At 45.5% G+C, this 14,760-nt stretch carries 20 protein-coding genes; 4 read left to right on the top strand and 16 right to left on the bottom strand.

Going from position 1 to position 14,760, the window contains the following annotated elements; genetic code table 11:
- From MURRU_RS13060 to MURRU_RS13135, 16 genes are all read right to left on the bottom strand, one after another.
- Nucleotides 1-705, bottom strand: a complete 705-nt coding sequence (locus tag MURRU_RS13060; RefSeq protein WP_014033946.1) for an SDR family oxidoreductase — start codon at nt 703-705, stop codon at nt 1-3.
- Between the two features lie 4 nt (nt 706-709).
- A complete protein-coding gene (locus MURRU_RS13065; RefSeq protein ID WP_014033947.1) occupies nt 710-1,177 on the bottom strand; it encodes a carboxymuconolactone decarboxylase family protein in 468 nt (155 codons plus the stop codon).
- An 11-nt stretch (nt 1,178-1,188) separates the two neighbouring features.
- Complete coding sequence (locus MURRU_RS13070; protein ID WP_014033948.1) at nt 1,189-1,503, bottom strand: carboxymuconolactone decarboxylase family protein; 315 nt, start codon at nt 1,501-1,503, stop codon at nt 1,189-1,191.
- A 24-nt stretch (nt 1,504-1,527) separates the two neighbouring features.
- A complete protein-coding gene (locus MURRU_RS13075) occupies nt 1,528-1,944 on the bottom strand; it encodes an OsmC family protein (protein WP_014033949.1) in 417 nt (138 codons plus the stop codon).
- A 60-nt stretch (nt 1,945-2,004) separates the two neighbouring features.
- A complete protein-coding gene (gene acnA / locus MURRU_RS13080) occupies nt 2,005-4,773 on the bottom strand; it encodes an aconitate hydratase AcnA (RefSeq protein ID WP_014033950.1) in 2,769 nt (922 codons plus the stop codon).
- A gap of 148 nt (nt 4,774-4,921) precedes the next feature.
- Nucleotides 4,922-5,215, bottom strand: a complete 294-nt coding sequence (locus MURRU_RS13085) for a cupin domain-containing protein (RefSeq protein ID WP_014033951.1) — start codon at nt 5,213-5,215, stop codon at nt 4,922-4,924.
- A gap of 2 nt (nt 5,216-5,217) precedes the next feature.
- Nucleotides 5,218-6,129, bottom strand: a complete 912-nt coding sequence (locus MURRU_RS13090) for a tryptophan 2,3-dioxygenase family protein (RefSeq protein WP_014033952.1) — start codon at nt 6,127-6,129, stop codon at nt 5,218-5,220.
- A gap of 3 nt (nt 6,130-6,132) precedes the next feature.
- Nucleotides 6,133-6,570 (bottom strand): hypothetical protein, encoded by a 438-nt coding sequence (locus MURRU_RS13095; protein WP_014033953.1) that lies wholly within the window; start codon nt 6,568-6,570, stop codon nt 6,133-6,135.
- Nucleotides 6,567-6,956: a group III truncated hemoglobin gene (locus MURRU_RS13100; RefSeq protein WP_014033954.1), complete on the bottom strand. Its 390-nt coding sequence runs from the start codon at nt 6,954-6,956 to the stop codon at nt 6,567-6,569. Before MURRU_RS13100 ends, MURRU_RS13095 begins: the two co-directional genes overlap by 4 nt.
- The gene (locus MURRU_RS13105) at nt 6,956-7,378 is read right to left on the bottom strand and encodes a hypothetical protein (RefSeq protein WP_014033955.1); all 423 of its coding nucleotides are present in this window, start codon (nt 7,376-7,378) and stop codon (nt 6,956-6,958) included. The genes MURRU_RS13100 and MURRU_RS13105 overlap by 1 nt, the downstream gene beginning before the upstream one ends.
- Nucleotides 7,365-7,652, bottom strand: coding sequence for a hypothetical protein (locus MURRU_RS13110; RefSeq protein WP_014033956.1), 288 nt, complete (start codon nt 7,650-7,652; stop codon nt 7,365-7,367). The genes MURRU_RS13105 and MURRU_RS13110 overlap by 14 nt, the downstream gene beginning before the upstream one ends.
- A gap of 3 nt (nt 7,653-7,655) precedes the next feature.
- Nucleotides 7,656-8,669 (bottom strand): cbb3-type cytochrome c oxidase subunit II, encoded by a 1,014-nt coding sequence (locus MURRU_RS13115; protein WP_041802039.1) that lies wholly within the window; start codon nt 8,667-8,669, stop codon nt 7,656-7,658.
- 10 nt (nt 8,670-8,679) lie between these two features.
- Complete coding sequence (locus MURRU_RS13120; RefSeq protein ID WP_041801542.1) at nt 8,680-10,485, bottom strand: cbb3-type cytochrome c oxidase subunit I; 1,806 nt, start codon at nt 10,483-10,485, stop codon at nt 8,680-8,682.
- Between the two features lie 57 nt (nt 10,486-10,542).
- Nucleotides 10,543-10,854: a hypothetical protein gene (locus MURRU_RS13125; RefSeq protein ID WP_014033959.1), complete on the bottom strand. Its 312-nt coding sequence runs from the start codon at nt 10,852-10,854 to the stop codon at nt 10,543-10,545.
- 262 nt (nt 10,855-11,116) lie between these two features.
- On the bottom strand, nt 11,117-11,479 hold the full coding sequence (locus MURRU_RS13130; RefSeq protein ID WP_014033960.1) for a hypothetical protein: 363 nt from the start codon (nt 11,477-11,479) through the stop codon (nt 11,117-11,119).
- Nucleotides 11,480-11,579: 100 nt separating this feature from the next.
- Complete coding sequence (locus MURRU_RS13135) at nt 11,580-12,260, bottom strand: RNA polymerase sigma factor (protein ID WP_014033961.1); 681 nt, start codon at nt 12,258-12,260, stop codon at nt 11,580-11,582.
- Between the two features lie 210 nt (nt 12,261-12,470).
- On the opposite strand from MURRU_RS13135, the gene MURRU_RS13140 reads away from it, so the two are divergent.
- The 4 genes from MURRU_RS13140 (at nt 12,471) to MURRU_RS13155 (ending at nt 14,733) form a co-directional block, all read left to right on the top strand.
- A complete protein-coding gene (locus MURRU_RS13140; RefSeq protein WP_014033962.1) occupies nt 12,471-13,136 on the top strand; it encodes an FAD-binding oxidoreductase in 666 nt (221 codons plus the stop codon).
- Entirely contained in the window at nt 13,136-13,795 is a 660-nt protein-coding gene (gene folE / locus MURRU_RS13145) for a GTP cyclohydrolase I FolE (RefSeq protein ID WP_245545038.1), read from the top strand. Before MURRU_RS13140 ends, folE begins: the two co-directional genes overlap by 1 nt.
- Before the next feature lie 64 nt (nt 13,796-13,859).
- A complete protein-coding gene (locus MURRU_RS13150) occupies nt 13,860-14,378 on the top strand; it encodes a DUF4142 domain-containing protein (protein ID WP_014033964.1) in 519 nt (172 codons plus the stop codon).
- A gap of 4 nt (nt 14,379-14,382) precedes the next feature.
- On the top strand, nt 14,383-14,733 hold the full coding sequence (locus MURRU_RS13155; RefSeq protein WP_014033965.1) for a plastocyanin/azurin family copper-binding protein: 351 nt from the start codon (nt 14,383-14,385) through the stop codon (nt 14,731-14,733).
- Nucleotides 14,734-14,760: the final 27 nt, after the last annotated feature.

Consider the following 14,760-nt stretch of genomic DNA (forward strand, 5'->3'; position numbering starts at 1 on the left):
TCATTTGGGAGACATGGGACGTATGGTCAATTCGTCGATCAATAGCGTATCCGGGGTCTCCAGAACATAGATTGCCAAATCGGCAAGCGCTTGTGGCGCGATCATGCTATCATTGGGAAGGATACCGGAGTCCTCAAAGAACCTTGTGGCAATGGACCCTGGATTTAAACAGCTTACCCTGATGTTATGGGAGCGCAACTCCTTGAACAGGGCCGAACTAAATCCCTGTACCCCATATTTGGTCAGGCAATAGACCGCGGCTTCCTGTCTTGTGGTCTTTCCCAATATGGAACCGATATTGATGATATGACATGTTTCCTTTTGCTTTTTCATCAAAGGGACCAGCCCGGCAGTCATATAAAAAAGGCCGTTGAGGTTGGTCCCGATCATTTCATCCCACTGTTCATACGACAGGGCATCGATTTTTGAAAAATATCCCGCTCCTGCATTGTTGATCAGAATTTGAGGGGACCGCATCCCTGAAAATGTTGCCGCTATCCACCCCATGACTTGTTCCCGATTCGAAATATCAAGGGGTACCGGGACGAAATTGCTCCCTAGTGTGGTGTGCAGAGCAATCAAGTCGGCTTCAGTACGGGCCAACCCATAGACCAACGCTCCTTTACTTACAAGGGACGTCGAAATGGCCTTTCCCAAGCCCTTGCTGGCCCCGGTGACCACTGCTATCTTGTTCTTGAGTTCCATACGTTTAAATGACTTTATTTTTTTTTGGGTCGGTGCCTCTACATACCGTATGGAAACATTTGGACAAACGGTTCCAACCATTGGTGGCAATGATACAAAAGGTCAGTGCGACAAGGTCTTCTTCGGAAAAATAGCCCCGTGTGGTCCTATACAGGTCATCCGGAATTTCATGGGCCGCGATCAGGGTCAATGCCTCGGTCCATGCCAAAGCGGCCCTTTCCCGTTCTGAAAACAAGGCAGAGCCTTTCCACTTGCCCAAGGCCATTAAGCGCTGCTCAATTTCTCCTGTGGCCAGGGCATTCCTAACATGCATGTCCAAACATTTGTTACATCCGTTAATCTGGGTGACCCTCAACTTTACCAGTTCACATAGGGAAGGCTTAAGATTTGAACTGGAAGCGCACCTTTCCATTTCTAACAGCCCTTTTAAGGCCGTGGAGTTTGATTTCAGTATGTCCAATCGTTCTTTCATCACGTATGGTTTCACGGATTCTTTTCCATTTCCTCCATGGCGATATTGGCGTGGGAGTAGGCGGCTCCGGCCCGCATTTCAGCGGCCACCCAAATGGCCTCCATAATCTCTTCCTTACTTGCCCCTTTGCGCAATGCCAATGGTGTGTGCGCCTTGATACACCAAGGACATTGTGTGACATGGGCCACCGCCACCGCTATGAGTTGTTTTGTCTTTTCGTCCAGGACCCCCTCCTTAAAGACCGTTCGACTGAACTTGCGCCAAGCTTCAACCTGGTTCGGGGCAAGATCAGCTTTTTTTTGTGCCAATTCTGTTTCTTTGCTCATCGTATTTCTGTTTTGTAGGAATGGTTATTGTAATTCCGCATCCAAGGTTATTTCCAGATCCAGGGCCTTGCTGACAGGGCAATTGTCTTTGGCCTCATGGGCGCACTCCATAAAGGTTTCTTGGTCGATGTCGGGTATGATGGCCCGTAAGGTCAAATGGGATTTGGTGAGCTCAAGGGAATCCACATCCATGGAGACCGTACTGGTGACATCCAGGGATTCTGCCGTAAACCCGGCTTCGTTGAGAAAAAGGCTCAGGGCCATGGCAAAGCAACCGGCATGTGCCGCGGCGAGCAATTCATCCGGATTGGTGGCCTTACCATCCCCGAACCGGGAATTGAAGCAATATTTATGGTTGTCCAACACTTTGCTCTGGGTGGTGATGACACCTTCTCCTTCCATTAAGGAGCCGTTCCAAACAGCATTCGCATTACGTTTCATAATTTTTTGTTTTAAAGATTAGTATACGATTTAAGGGACCCTTGTAGGTCTTCCTTGATTTTATTGTTTTAAATATTGGCGCAGTACATACTGTAATATGCCACCATGACGATAGTAGGCAATTTCAATTTCAGAATCCAACCGTGCCGTTGTCTTGAACCTTACTTGGGTTCCATTTTGTTTTTGGGCAATCACCTCAAGGTCTTTTAGGGGTTTCAAGTCTTCCATTATACCGGTAATGGTAAATATTTCATTACCATCGAGATTTAATTTTTTTGCTGTATCACCCTGTTGGTATTGTATGGGCAAAACGCCCATGCCAATTAGGTTGCTCCTGTGGATCCGTTCAAAACTTTCGGCCAATACACATTGGATCCCCAAAAGAAAAGTGCCCTTGGCCGCCCAATCCCTGGAAGAACCACTACCATATTCCTTACCGGCCAGAACGACCAAGGGTGTTTGATCTTGCTTGTATTTCATGGCGGCATCAAAGACCTTCATTACCTCACCTGTGGGTAAATACCGGGTGTATCCCCCTTCTTGGTCCACAAGCCCGTTCTTGATACGGACATTGGCAAAGGTGCCCCGAACCATGACCGCATCATTGCCCCGACGGCTCCCATAGGAATTGAAATCCCTTGGGCTTACCCCACAACTGACCAAATATTGGCCCGCGGCCGAATTTTCATCAAAGGAGCCCGCCGGGGAAATATGGTCTGTGGTAATACTGTCCCCCAATACCAATAGGGCCCTTGCATTTTTGATGTCCAGTGTTTCCGGTACCGCTGTTGGAAGGTCATTGAAGAAGGGTGCCTCCTTGATGTAGGTGGAACCCCCGTCCCAATGGTACAGTTCTCCGGTTGGGACCTCAAGGGCCTTCCAGCTATTGTTGCCCGCAAAGATTTCCCCATAGTTTTTGGCAAAATCCTCGGGGGAAAGTACATCGGCCAAAATGGAATTGATCTCGGAATCCGTTGGCCAGATGTCCTTGAGGTATACGGCTTGTCCATTCCTATCATGGCTTATGAGCTCTTGGGTCAAATCAATGTCGATCCTTCCCGCCAGGGCGTAGGCGACCACTAGCATGGGGGACATTAAAAAGTTCATTTTTACCTGGGGGTGTACCCGGGCCTCAAAATTTCTATTGCCCGACAATACCGAGGCGGCCACCAATTGGTGTTGGTCGATCGCTTGGGCAATGGAAGGGGGCAAAGGCCCCGAATTTCCAATGCATGAAGTACACCCATAACCGACCAAATGGAATTGTAGGGCCTCCAGATCCTTCATCAAATCCGCTCTTTCCAAATAATCGGTGACCACTTTGGAACCGGGGGCAAGGGAAGTCTTTACCCATGGCCTGACATCAATGCCCCGCTCCCGGGCCTTTTTGGCCACAAGGCCCGCCCCGATCATCACGTAGGGGTTGGAGGTGTTGGTACAGGAGGTAATGGCCGCAATGACGACCGAACCATCCGCAAGCATGAACCCATCATTACCCTGGTCGATCCAAGCCGTTTTGAGCACTTTCCTTTCCTTGGAACCCAAATGCTCCGAGCCGGAAGGAGAAGATTGGTGACCTTGTTTATGGGATAGGGATCCTAAGGTGGGCATTGTCCTATGGTCAGGGGATACATAGTCCCTGTGATGGGATTGGGAGAGGAAATCTATAAACGTGGATTTTAGATTTTTCAATAAGATTTTGTCCTGAGGCCTTTTGGGACCCGCCACTGTGGGTTCTATGGTCGAGATGTCCAGTTCAAGGACCTTGGTGTAGGCGATACGATCCTCATCCTCCCGCCAGAGCATATTGGTCCTACAATAGGATTCCACCAATGCCAGTTGTTCTTCCGGACGATTGCTCGCCCTCATATATTCAAGGGTCTTGTCATCAATGGGGAAATAGGTGACGGTACACCCAAATTCTGGCGACATATTGCCAATGGTGGCCCGATCCGGCACGGAAAGGTGATCCAATCCTGGGCCAAAGACTTCCACAAATTTTCCCACGACCCCCTCTTGCCTCAACAGATTGGCCACGGTCAATACCAGATCAGTGGCCGTGGACCCCAAGGGAAGTCTACCCTTGAGCCTAAGGCCAATGACCTCTGGCATGATAAAGTAAAGAGGTTGCCCCAATACAGCAGCCTCGGCCTCGATGCCCCCGACCCCCCAGGCCAATACACCTATTCCATTGACCATGGGTGTGTGACTATCCGTCCCGACCAAGGTATCCGGAAAAAGTTCACCGTCCCTTTCGATGACACCTTTTGAGAAATATTCCAAATTGACTTGGTGGCAGATTCCCATTCCCGGGGGGACCACCCTAAAATTGGAGAAGGATTTCTGTGCCCACTTCAAAAACGCATATCGCTCTTGGTTCCGTTGGTATTCCTTTTCGATGTTTCGATCATAGGAATAGGCCGTGCCAAAAAAATCCACCTGGACGGAATGGTCAATGACCAGATCAACGGGGACCAAGGGATTGATCGTTTTCGGATCCTTGCCCTTTCGAGCCAACTCGGCACGTAACGATGCTATGTCGACGACAGCGGGAACACCGGTAAAGTCCTGCATCAATACCCGGGCCGGCTTAAAGGGAATATCCTTGTTGGAGGGTTTGGACCCCCAATGCAAAAGGGTTTCAATATTTTCCTGGGTTACCGAGAACCCATCATGGTTCCGTAGGGCATTTTCCAATAGGATACGGATGGAAAATGGCAATCGATCAATATCATGGCCCTGTTTTTTGAGTTCCCCAAGGCTATAATATCCATAATCTTTCCCATTTACCGTAATCTTCTTTTTTGTAATGTAAGGTGTATTTGCCATCGGTTCATCTTTTTTTGTTCCTGTTTATATCATATCCATCTTTCAGTAAGGTAAGAAAATGTCCTTGCCCCTTAAAAGTAAAATGCTCCATATTGGGAAACCACCGCGTCTATCATGTCCGACCGTTGTTCCAGTGATTCATTTCTGGTCAGATAAATTGGATTTCAGCATTCACGGCCATGGTGACAACAGCCTTGAATTCTTTCAATACGGTGAGGGTATGTTCCTTTTTTGCAGGGATGATGAACACACTGTCCTTTCCCAGTTTATGTTCGCCATCACACATTTTTAAAAGGGCCTCTCCCTTTTTGACCATTACCACTGCTTCCCCGGTACTATGATGGTGGGGCATTACCATGCCCGGTAACCCTACGACTTCCAAAACCTTGTAGGTTTTACCTTTGACCATAACCTGTAATTCGGGCCTCTTCATTGTTTCCATAATCAACTACTTTTTGTTTCTCCCCACTGTTCCTTTTCACTTTCAGTCCATAGCGCTGGGAAGAATTTGCGCTGTTGGTGGCTCGGATGTAGATACTTTTTCCATTGGGAACCCCCAGTAGCAGTTTTCTTTTCGTCTTTACTTTCCAAATAATGGGCGGCCGTCTTTAGGTGTACCAAGGGCCACTCCACATTATAGAGATGGTCGAATTCCTTGAGGATACCCAAAAGTAGGGTTGATGGGTCCTGTATGCCCTTTAGTTTATCCTGTAAGGTCTGCCCCCGTACCTTTTTGGCCAAAATCATGAAATCCTCAAGATACCTTTCCTCAAATCGCGCCAAGGTCAAGGTCCTTTTGCCCGTTTTACGATCATACCCGGCATCCCTCCAATAGATATGGTCAAAGTAATCCTGAATGGATGGTTCTTTGGGGAGTCTTTTCCTGCCTTCCGCGTTTATGAGGTTTTCCAAAGGGGTACAAAGGAGTTCGATGTATCGGAACTGGGCACTCTGAAAACCACTGGCAGGGGTCAAGGTCTTACGAAATTCCTGGTATTCCCCATAATCCATCCCATCTTTCATGATAGCAAAGGAATCGATCAGCATTTTGGTGTAGCGTATGCAACGTTTGACCTTTGTGGCCATCTGCTCCCAATCAACTCCCTCCCTGTATACGAGCTGCTCCAGTTCATGCCGCATCATTTTCAATAGGAGTTCGGTAACTTGGTGGTACAGGATGAAGATGGTTTCATCCTTGAACGGGGTTCGGGGCCTTTGCAGGCTCAGCAAGGTATCGACCCCTATATAATCCCAATAGGTAATGGGTGCTGCATGTAGGAGCCCTTGTAGATAGGTTTCCGGGTTCTCACCCATTTCTTGGTATTTGTTAATGATTTGATCAATCGTATCGGTCATAAGCTATCTTTTAAAAAGTTTAGTGCCCAAAAGGGCCAGACAGACGACCTTTATGATTTCCATACCTTCGTAATACAGATGGAGGTATGAATTTTCTGGCTCCTGTCCTTGGAGCAATAGTTCCACCCGTACATTTAAAACTGGTAGAAGCCAAACGGTCTGAAGGACCAATAAGGTCAACGGTATGGCATAAAGAATGGTTCTGGGTGAAGGAAAATGGGCCTTGCCCACTACAAAATTGCCCAGTATGATAAGGGCAAACACCCATTCCACTTTGTTAAGGGCACTGAACACCAAGCGGCCTATGCCCAGTCCAAGGGGTACCGTTATGCCAGGGGCCTGGAACTTGAGCCAAGCCTCCATAAAACTAATGGCCCCGATAAAACCGATCCAAAGAAAGGAAGCAGCCAGTGCAATTGGATATCGTACATGTGCCCTCATCTCCATACATTTTTATTATGATTGGAACCGGTTGCAATGTTCTGATGGAACATTTCTGCCATTTTAGTGATCTGTTTTTTGAATTCCTCGGTTTTTTTGCCTTCAAATAATTGATCCAAGGTTTCATGGAACAATGTAACCCAGTGATCAAAATAATCCTTTTCATGGGGAAGGTCCACATGGGGCAAAAAAGGATTTCCGAAATATAAAGGATCATCGAGCAGCACGGAGTGCCAGAATCGGTACATTTTGTTCCTATGCTCGGGCCAATTCCCCTGCAAAGCCTCTTTGAATACAGGACCCAAAAGGTCATCGTTCCGTACCCCATCATAAAAGGTGTCGACAAATAGTTCAATATCATCTGCTGGCCGTATATCGCGTTTCATTAAAAAAAGGATTTATAGAATTCAGGACTCCAGTACATGATTGCATAAAAAAGTGCGAAACCGACAAAAATGATCAAGAGGGCCCACACCCATGCGGGGATGGCCTTTGGGGTTTCCGATCCGCGGATAACGAATGAATCGTTCGTCTCACTGCCATATGCATTTATGGTAATGGGGACCTGGGTATCGACCACTTCATTGTCCTTTAGGCCGACTACGGCAATTTCAGGACCATTGCGCACCTCGAAGGGAATGGTCCGTATCCCTTCCACATTATTGGATGACCGAGCCACGATGCGCAAACTGTGCTTGCCATCGGGTATCTTGGTGGTGTCGAGGACAAACTTCACGGGAGGGGAAAACTCGGCAAAAGGCCTGGGTTCCTCATCCAAATAAACCTTAATGATCCTATTGTCCTCCATGTTCTCTTAAATTATGATCCCAAACAATATTCTTGATGTGACCGGGATCACTCTCCTTGGGTCGTACCAAGAACTTTATACTAAAAAATAGAGTGACCACGACCAGAACAATGGCGGACCATGTTATGACATAATCCATATTGCCTGTAGGTCCCTGTCCATGGGTGATATTTTCAAAACCTTTGGGCTGGTTTTTTTTACATAGGTCACATGCCCATGCCATCTGATGGCCCAGACCAAAAAGTATGGCGTAGATGGGAATCAATCGTTTCATTTCCTAAGGGTTTAGATCTTTGTTTATGTATTCACGTATCTTACGGACCTCTTCTTCGGTCACCTTTGAACCTGTATTGCCCCAACTGGTCCGCTCATGGGTGGCAATGGCAGCAATCTCGGCATCAGAAAGCTGATCGGCGAAGGCCTGCATGGTCGCAAATTCAGAACGTGCATCATAGCCCTGTAAGATGATCTTGATCATCAGCTCCGGATCCTCGTCATTGACAATCTCGCTTCCTACCAAAGGTGGAAATGCACCGGCCACTCCCTTACCGTTGTCCTGGTGGCAAACGGCACAGGTCTGCAGGTATAGGGTTTCCCCATTAAGGGAACTGGTATTATTGATGTCCTTTGTATCGCCAGTTTGTTTTCGCTCCAAGGCGGGAATGAACTTTTCTTCCCGACCATCGGGCAGATCGGTCTGTTGCAACGACTGTAGATAGGCCACCAGTTGCAATGCTTCCTTTTTGGCTATTACGGTCGTGCCCCCGGGTGGCGCAAAGGACTCGGGAAGATTGACGACCTTGTCGTCCCCGTCAATGGAATTTGTATCAATTATTTCAAACAACCACGGATAAGAGGGCATGATCGATTGTCCAACAACCGACCGTGGATTGTACAAATGAAGCAAGTGCCAATCAATACTGGGCTGGCGTTTTCCGATATTGGTCAGGTCGGGACCTGTACGTTCACTTCCCAAAAGGGAAGGGGATTGCCTCCAAACCCCCATACGTTCCTTGCCGTAATAATAATCAGATGGAATGGAGGGACGGTCCCCCCACATGTTGTCCATTTCTATATTGCGTACCTGTTGGGTATGACAGGCGACACAACCCTCCCGGATATAAACTTCCAGGCCATTCCTTTCGCTCTGTGTCATCACGGGTTGTTGGGGCAGGGGTTGGACATCCTGCATCTGATAGGCTGGAAACACCGCAACGATAAAACTAAGTGTTACAAACCCGACCAGGGCGGCTATGACCAATACTTTGTGATTTTTATGAAAATCGAACATAACATTTATCTTAATTGTTCCCATGTTCCACTCCAGGAACACTTAAAGATTCTACAGACTTCCTTTTGTTGACCATAATATAAAAGTTATAGGCGAAGACCAGATGCGAAGTGAACATCAACGACCCTCCAATGGCACGCCATAACCAATACGGTTTCATCAATATGACGGAATTCAGAAATGCATTGCCCTCAATCCAGCTCAGCCCTTTATAGGTACCGCCCACCATTAATGATATCATATAGGCAAAGAGTCCAACAAAGGCCATCCAGAAATGCGCCCCTACAAGGACCTGTGGTGGTTCCTTGCCGGTAAGTTTGGGCAAAATGGTATAGATACAGGCCCAGAGTATGAAGGTAATGATACCATACATGGTCATATGCGAATGGGCCACATTGAAATCGGTAAAGTGCCACACGTAATTGGTAAACCTGAATGCTTGTACACTGCCCTGGGTGGAACCGACAAAATAAAAGATGACCCCGACCAAGAAGAAGGGCAGGACATAACTCTTCGATATGTGTCTCCAACTTCCCCTCATGGTCATCAAGAAATTGGTCGTGCCGGCCACTACAGGGATGAACATGCCCGCACTGAAGACGATGGCCGTTGTCTGCAACCACCAGGGGAGGGGGCTGAATACAAAGTGGTGCGTACCGATCATGGTGTAGAACAGCATCTGGGTCCAAAACGCCAATACCCCCAGAGAATAGGAATAAATGGGTTTGTTCAACGAAGAGGGCAGGTAATAATAGATCAGTCCCAAGGTGAAGGTCATGAACCACATGCCTACGCCTTGGTGCATGTAATATCCCTGTATAACGGTCTCGCCCAGGCCATTGGAGAAAAAGGGCATGTATCCGATAATGGCCAATACCGTGGTCCAAATCAATGCGGCCAGCATGTACCAATTGGATACATAGATATCCGTAATCTTCCTAGAGGCGATGGTTTTATAGAAATTCCGAAATGTAATGACCAGGCCAATGGCAAAGAGCAGCATCACAGGCCAAGTGTATTCCCGGTACTCGCCACCCCCATTGTTGATTCCTGACATAAGGGAAAGAGTGCCCAGAAGTACAGCAAGATTGATCAAGCGCCAGGTCCACCATGCACTCCCATAACTATGGATCTTGGCATTTGAGGTTCGGGCGATCACAAAATAGCCAAGACCGATCATGGCCAGGGAGGCCCACCCCCAAAATACCGCGTTCGTGTGGACAGGGCGCAACCTTCCAAAGGATAACCAGGAAAAATGGTCCATTTCCGGCCACAGAAATTTCATACCCACATATTGGCCCACCAAAGTCCCAAATACCAACCAGAACACTGATGCCCCCAAATAATAGGTAACGATCTTTTTGAGTGCATAGGGTGTCTCGATGCCCAGTGGTGTTTTTTTCTTTTCATCGAACAGAGGATTTTCAGGTTCATTGGTTACCCGACTTACCAGGCCCTTTTCATCCACAGCTCCGTGGTCACTACCAAGTTCTGTGCCTTTCAATCGGTACTTCAATCCACTTTTACGTTGCTGGAGAATGGTATCGATCTCTTCCTCTTGGAGTGCCAATAGCTCTTCGTTGAAAGCAAGGTTCTTCTTTTCGAGCTGTCGATGTTTCAACAGCTTTACATAGGAGTTGAGCCTCGCCATGAAGATGAGGACCGCAATAAAAACAACAATGAAGACCAGGACCAAAGTGCCAATTATCCCGGGACTCGTTATCCAATCTTCCGAATTCACCGTTGTAGTTTGTGCTACCGCCGTAAGGGGTAGGAAAAAGAGTGATAAAATAAAGATCTGCCTACTATAATCCATTATATTTCTTAAATAGGACAATTTTGTCCTTTATTTATTTAATTTTTTTTTAACCTTTCAAACCGATAGTTGCTTTAAACAACCTTTCCGGAGGTTGGTATTAAGTGTCTGGATATAGACGCCCACCAAGTTGGTCATGGCTCCCCTTTGTACAAAAATGCCCCGAAATAAATCGTTCAACTCACATGTGGCCCCCAATTGGAATTTTTTGGTACTCCCACTGACAGGACAATTCACGCCACATTCTTGGGCAGTGGGATTCCTTTGGTCCATTGGCGGTCCTAATGATCCAAACAATATCTCTATATAAACATTGGACCACTGGGGCGCTTCGACCATAAGTTCTTGTATGATTGATCCGTCGAACATAGTTGGAATAGGATTTAGGACAAAGATAACACTAAAAATAAATCGGACAAAAATGTCTTAAATAATTATCCATGAAAAAATTTAATGTATCATTTCTTAGTTGATCAGGATGGTAGGATAAGATTATATACGGTTGAAAAATAAAGGACCATACTAAAAAAGGCATGGTCCTTTGAAGGCATCATGAGTAAAAAATTGTGCCTGTATCGTTGTTCAATAATTTCACAATGTGTTCACTTGGTCAACATTTTTCACAGGAAGTCTACTCGGATAATTTTACCAAGGACAGGGCCGCAATGGCCATGACCAAATCCCTTACAGCGACATCCAGGTGATTTCCGGTCACGATCAGGACCAATGCGATCAAAACCAGCCATAGAGCGACAATGTAACCACCAATTTGAGGGCGTACCAAAACCACTATTCCAGCGGCAATCTCAATCACCCCTATAGTGCCCATAAAAATTCCAATATCCACGGGCAATAGTTCAACAAGGCCTGTTGACATATATTGGGACCAATCGGTCAATACATTCGTAAACTTATCCAATCCAGCTACGATTGGAACAATACCAAAGGTGTATTTCAATAAATTTTGCACTTTTTGTACATTAGCAAGTATCATAATTTTAGTATTTATTTGTACCCTTTAGATGCAGATATTGAGAAGGGGTTACAAAAATGATGTAGTGAAGCCGTTCCTGTCCTAGGTTTTGGAAGTGGACCTAACTAAATTCCATGCCCTGTATCCTCTTAAGGACCAGTTCCACAAGGCAATCACATTTATGGTTGCCGAACTCAAAAATGTTCTTGGTGTTTGTGGTTGTGAAAATATAGTCTTTGATCATGTTCCTTGCTCTGAACAGTCGCACTTTTACATTGCTGACGGTCAAATCAAGCGTTTTTGAAATTTCAGAAATTTCCATTCCCTCAACTTCCCTCAACATATAGATAATCTTGTACTTTTGGGGAAGGGTATCTACCGCCTTTTCTATAAAGGCAACCGACTCTTTGTAAATGGTGCTGTTTTCTGGGTTCATGACTGACGTATCTGCTATTTGAAGAATGCCCGACTCGTGTTCTAGGGCTGTTGTTCTATAATTTTTGAACTTTCGTTTGCGTTGTAGTGCTTCATTGATCCCTATTCGTACCAACCAAGTTGAAAATGTGGATTCATTTTTAAATTGATACAATTTTTGGTAGGCCTTGACATAGGCGTCCTGCATGATGTCCTCAACATCAGAATCCTGATTGATGTAACTTCGGACAGTTCGGTATAACAGTTCATTATAACGCCTCATCAATATTTCAAATAATTCGGTCTCCCCATTCAATACTTTTTCAACGACCAAATGGTCCGGTAGTACTTTTTGGGTCTGAATGGGATTGTTTTTATTTGATACCACGTTTTCCTTTTTTTAGTTGAGCCACATTCATTGGATGCAGTACGCTATAATTGGTTACAAAAATGTAACCACTTTATAAAATTGTCATCTAATGAACGGCAATGGATTTTTCCATTACAATGGTCCAATGCCCAAATTTGATGATCGAATGATTGCGACTGTACCTCGATGATTCAATCAAGGTACGAAATTGACTTTAACAAAAATACCATGAATTATTCTGTAAAAATTCTTAAAAAGGTGTGGTTGACCCATAATGTGGTCCAATTTGTTTTGGAGAGACCAAAAGAATTTCAATGTGCCCCTGGAGATGCTGTGGATGTCATCTTGGATACCGGAGGGACAAACCAACGGTCGGCACCCTTTACCTTGACCAACATGCCTGATTCGACTGTTCTGGAATTGATCATTAAGGTCTATCCGAACCTAAAGGGGTTTACCCACACCATTTCCCAAAGGAAAGTAGGAGATACACTGAGCATAACCAGTGCCTGGAAATCATTTGAGTATCTAGGCAAAGGGACATTCATTGCGGCAGGATCAGGCATTACTCCCTTTATTCCCATGATCAAGATATCCGAAGAACAAGGTACCCTATTGGGCCATAAATTGATATATGCCAATAGAAAATTGAAGGATGTTATTCTTAAAAAGGAACTCGAAGAAAAACTAGGATCTCATTTTTACAATATCCTGAGCGAAGAACAAGTCGAGGGATATGGCTATGGAAGGATTGATCGAAAATATTTGGATTCCAGAATTGTTGAACCCGATCAGTATTTCTATGTGTGTGGACCGGATGACTTCTCCACCAGCATAAAGGGCATTTTAATGAATCTTGGGGTCAAGGCGCATAATATACAAATAGGATATTAATGAAGAAGGATATGAAACCTGCTGACCAAAGCAGGACAAGCACTGTGACCCAGGTCAATGGAACGTTGTGCAATGGAGAGAACGGTCAACGTCTAAAGAAGAATGATAAAATTGCCGAAATCGCCCATCATTTTGGAAGGATAATGGAAGTGCTCGGGCTGGACCTGGATGACCCTAGCTTAAAGGATACTCCGGCACGGGTCGCAAAAATGTTTGTAAATGAAGCTTTTGTCGGTTTGGATGAGACCCAATTTCCCGAAGTGTCCTTTTTTGACAATACCTACAACTTTGACGAAATGGTGGTTGTCAACGACATTAGTCTGTATTCCTATTGCGAGCACCACTTTGTGCCCTTTTTCGGAAAGGTGAATGTTGCATATTTTCCGAATAAAAAGGTCATTGGGCTTTCCAAGATTAATAGGATCGTGGACTTTATCGGTAGAAAGCCACAGGTCCAGGAAAAATTGACCAGGGAAATCGCAGAGACCTTATCCGTGCTTTTGGACACGGAACATGTGGCCGTATATGTGGAGGCCAACCATCTTTGCGTGGCCTCGAGGGGCATCAAGGACCATAACAGCCATACAAAGACGGGGAGTTATCTGGGGAAGTTCAAAAATGAATGGACCAAAAAAGAGTTCGTGTCGACTTTCCAATAAACTTTTGTAACCGCATTCGCCCGTTTGCATCCAATGGGTGTATTAACAAATAAAAACAATAAAAATGAGAAAAGCTTTTAGCCTAGTGGTCATTGCGATGATGGGTGTTCTTACGTTTGGGCAGGAAACCCCGTTGATGGACACAGAGGTGGCGTCAGTGGCCGTTGTGGCGAACCAAATTGATATCGATTATGCACAGATAGCATTGGAAAAGTCCAATAACAAGGAAATATTGGATTTTGCCAACATGATGGTAAAAGATCACAATGCAGTCATTGCACAAGCTGTGGCCTTGGTCAAAAAACTGGGTGTGGACCCAAAAGATAATGTTGTTAGCCAATCCTTGTTGAAGGATGCCGAGAAAACCAAAAGAAAGCTCAAAAGAACCTCCAAGAAAAAATTTGACGCAGTTTATATCGACAATGAGGTGGCTTACCATAAAGCGGTCATAGGAGCGGTGAAAAACCTTTTGATCCCTGAGACCGAGAATGGTGAATTGAAAGAATTGCTAAGTGCGGTCGTTCCAGCTTTGGAGGCACATCTGGGACATGCTGAGATGGTCCAAAAGAACATTAAAGGGTAGTATAATGAGATCCTTGATTCCAAAAATAACGGTGTCCTCGATAATCCTGTTGACATTTTTTATGGAGGTATGGGCCTATAACAAGCTCAAAGTCATGGAGGAACCCCCAAAGAAGCATACAGTAAAAATATTCCGGATGAAGTTTATTCCCGATCATTTGACCGTGAAGGAAGGAGATACCGTGGAATGGGTGAACAAAGATTTTTACCTCCATGATGTGACCGATGAAAAGGACCAGAAATGGACTTCAAAACCTTTTGGCCAAAATGAGGTCTGGAGTAAAGTGGTGACAGATGATGAACAATATTTCTGTAACCTTCACAAGGTTATGAAGGGAACCATTACGGTTGAATAAAGCTTTTTGAAAAAGAAAATTATGACG

This window comes from Allomuricauda ruestringensis DSM 13258 (assembly GCF_000224085.1).
GTDB lineage: Bacteria > Bacteroidota > Bacteroidia > Flavobacteriales > Flavobacteriaceae > Flagellimonas > Flagellimonas ruestringensis.

Coding starts and splice junctions, on each gene's coding strand:
- MURRU_RS13060 (WP_014033946.1), bottom strand. CDS start 705: ATGGAACTCAAGAACAAGATAGCAGTGGTCACCGGGGCCAGCAAGGGC.
- MURRU_RS13065 (WP_014033947.1), bottom strand. CDS start 1,177: ATGAAAGAACGATTGGACATACTGAAATCAAACTCCACGGCCTTAAAA.
- MURRU_RS13070 (WP_014033948.1), bottom strand. CDS start 1,503: ATGAGCAAAGAAACAGAATTGGCACAAAAAAAAGCTGATCTTGCCCCG.
- MURRU_RS13075 (WP_014033949.1), bottom strand. CDS start 1,944: ATGAAACGTAATGCGAATGCTGTTTGGAACGGCTCCTTAATGGAAGGA.
- acnA (WP_014033950.1), bottom strand. CDS start 4,773: ATGGCAAATACACCTTACATTACAAAAAAGAAGATTACGGTAAATGGG.
- MURRU_RS13085 (WP_014033951.1), bottom strand. CDS start 5,215: ATGGAAACAATGAAGAGGCCCGAATTACAGGTTATGGTCAAAGGTAAA.
- MURRU_RS13090 (WP_014033952.1), bottom strand. CDS start 6,129: ATGACCGATACGATTGATCAAATCATTAACAAATACCAAGAAATGGGT.
- MURRU_RS13095 (WP_014033953.1), bottom strand. CDS start 6,570: ATGAGGGCACATGTACGATATCCAATTGCACTGGCTGCTTCCTTTCTT.
- MURRU_RS13100 (WP_014033954.1), bottom strand. CDS start 6,956: ATGAAACGCGATATACGGCCAGCAGATGATATTGAACTATTTGTCGAC.
- MURRU_RS13105 (WP_014033955.1), bottom strand. CDS start 7,378: ATGGAGGACAATAGGATCATTAAGGTTTATTTGGATGAGGAACCCAGG.
- MURRU_RS13110 (WP_014033956.1), bottom strand. CDS start 7,652: ATGAAACGATTGATTCCCATCTACGCCATACTTTTTGGTCTGGGCCAT.
- MURRU_RS13115 (WP_041802039.1), bottom strand. CDS start 8,669: ATGTTCGATTTTCATAAAAATCACAAAGTATTGGTCATAGCCGCCCTG.
- MURRU_RS13120 (WP_041801542.1), bottom strand. CDS start 10,485: ATGGATTATAGTAGGCAGATCTTTATTTTATCACTCTTTTTCCTACCC.
- MURRU_RS13125 (WP_014033959.1), bottom strand. CDS start 10,854: ATGTTCGACGGATCAATCATACAAGAACTTATGGTCGAAGCGCCCCAG.
- MURRU_RS13130 (WP_014033960.1), bottom strand. CDS start 11,479: ATGATACTTGCTAATGTACAAAAAGTGCAAAATTTATTGAAATACACC.
- MURRU_RS13140 (WP_014033962.1), top strand. CDS start 12,471: ATGAATTATTCTGTAAAAATTCTTAAAAAGGTGTGGTTGACCCATAAT.
- folE (WP_245545038.1), top strand. CDS start 13,136: ATGAAGAAGGATATGAAACCTGCTGACCAAAGCAGGACAAGCACTGTG.
- MURRU_RS13150 (WP_014033964.1), top strand. CDS start 13,860: ATGAGAAAAGCTTTTAGCCTAGTGGTCATTGCGATGATGGGTGTTCTT.
- MURRU_RS13155 (WP_014033965.1), top strand. CDS start 14,383: ATGAGATCCTTGATTCCAAAAATAACGGTGTCCTCGATAATCCTGTTG.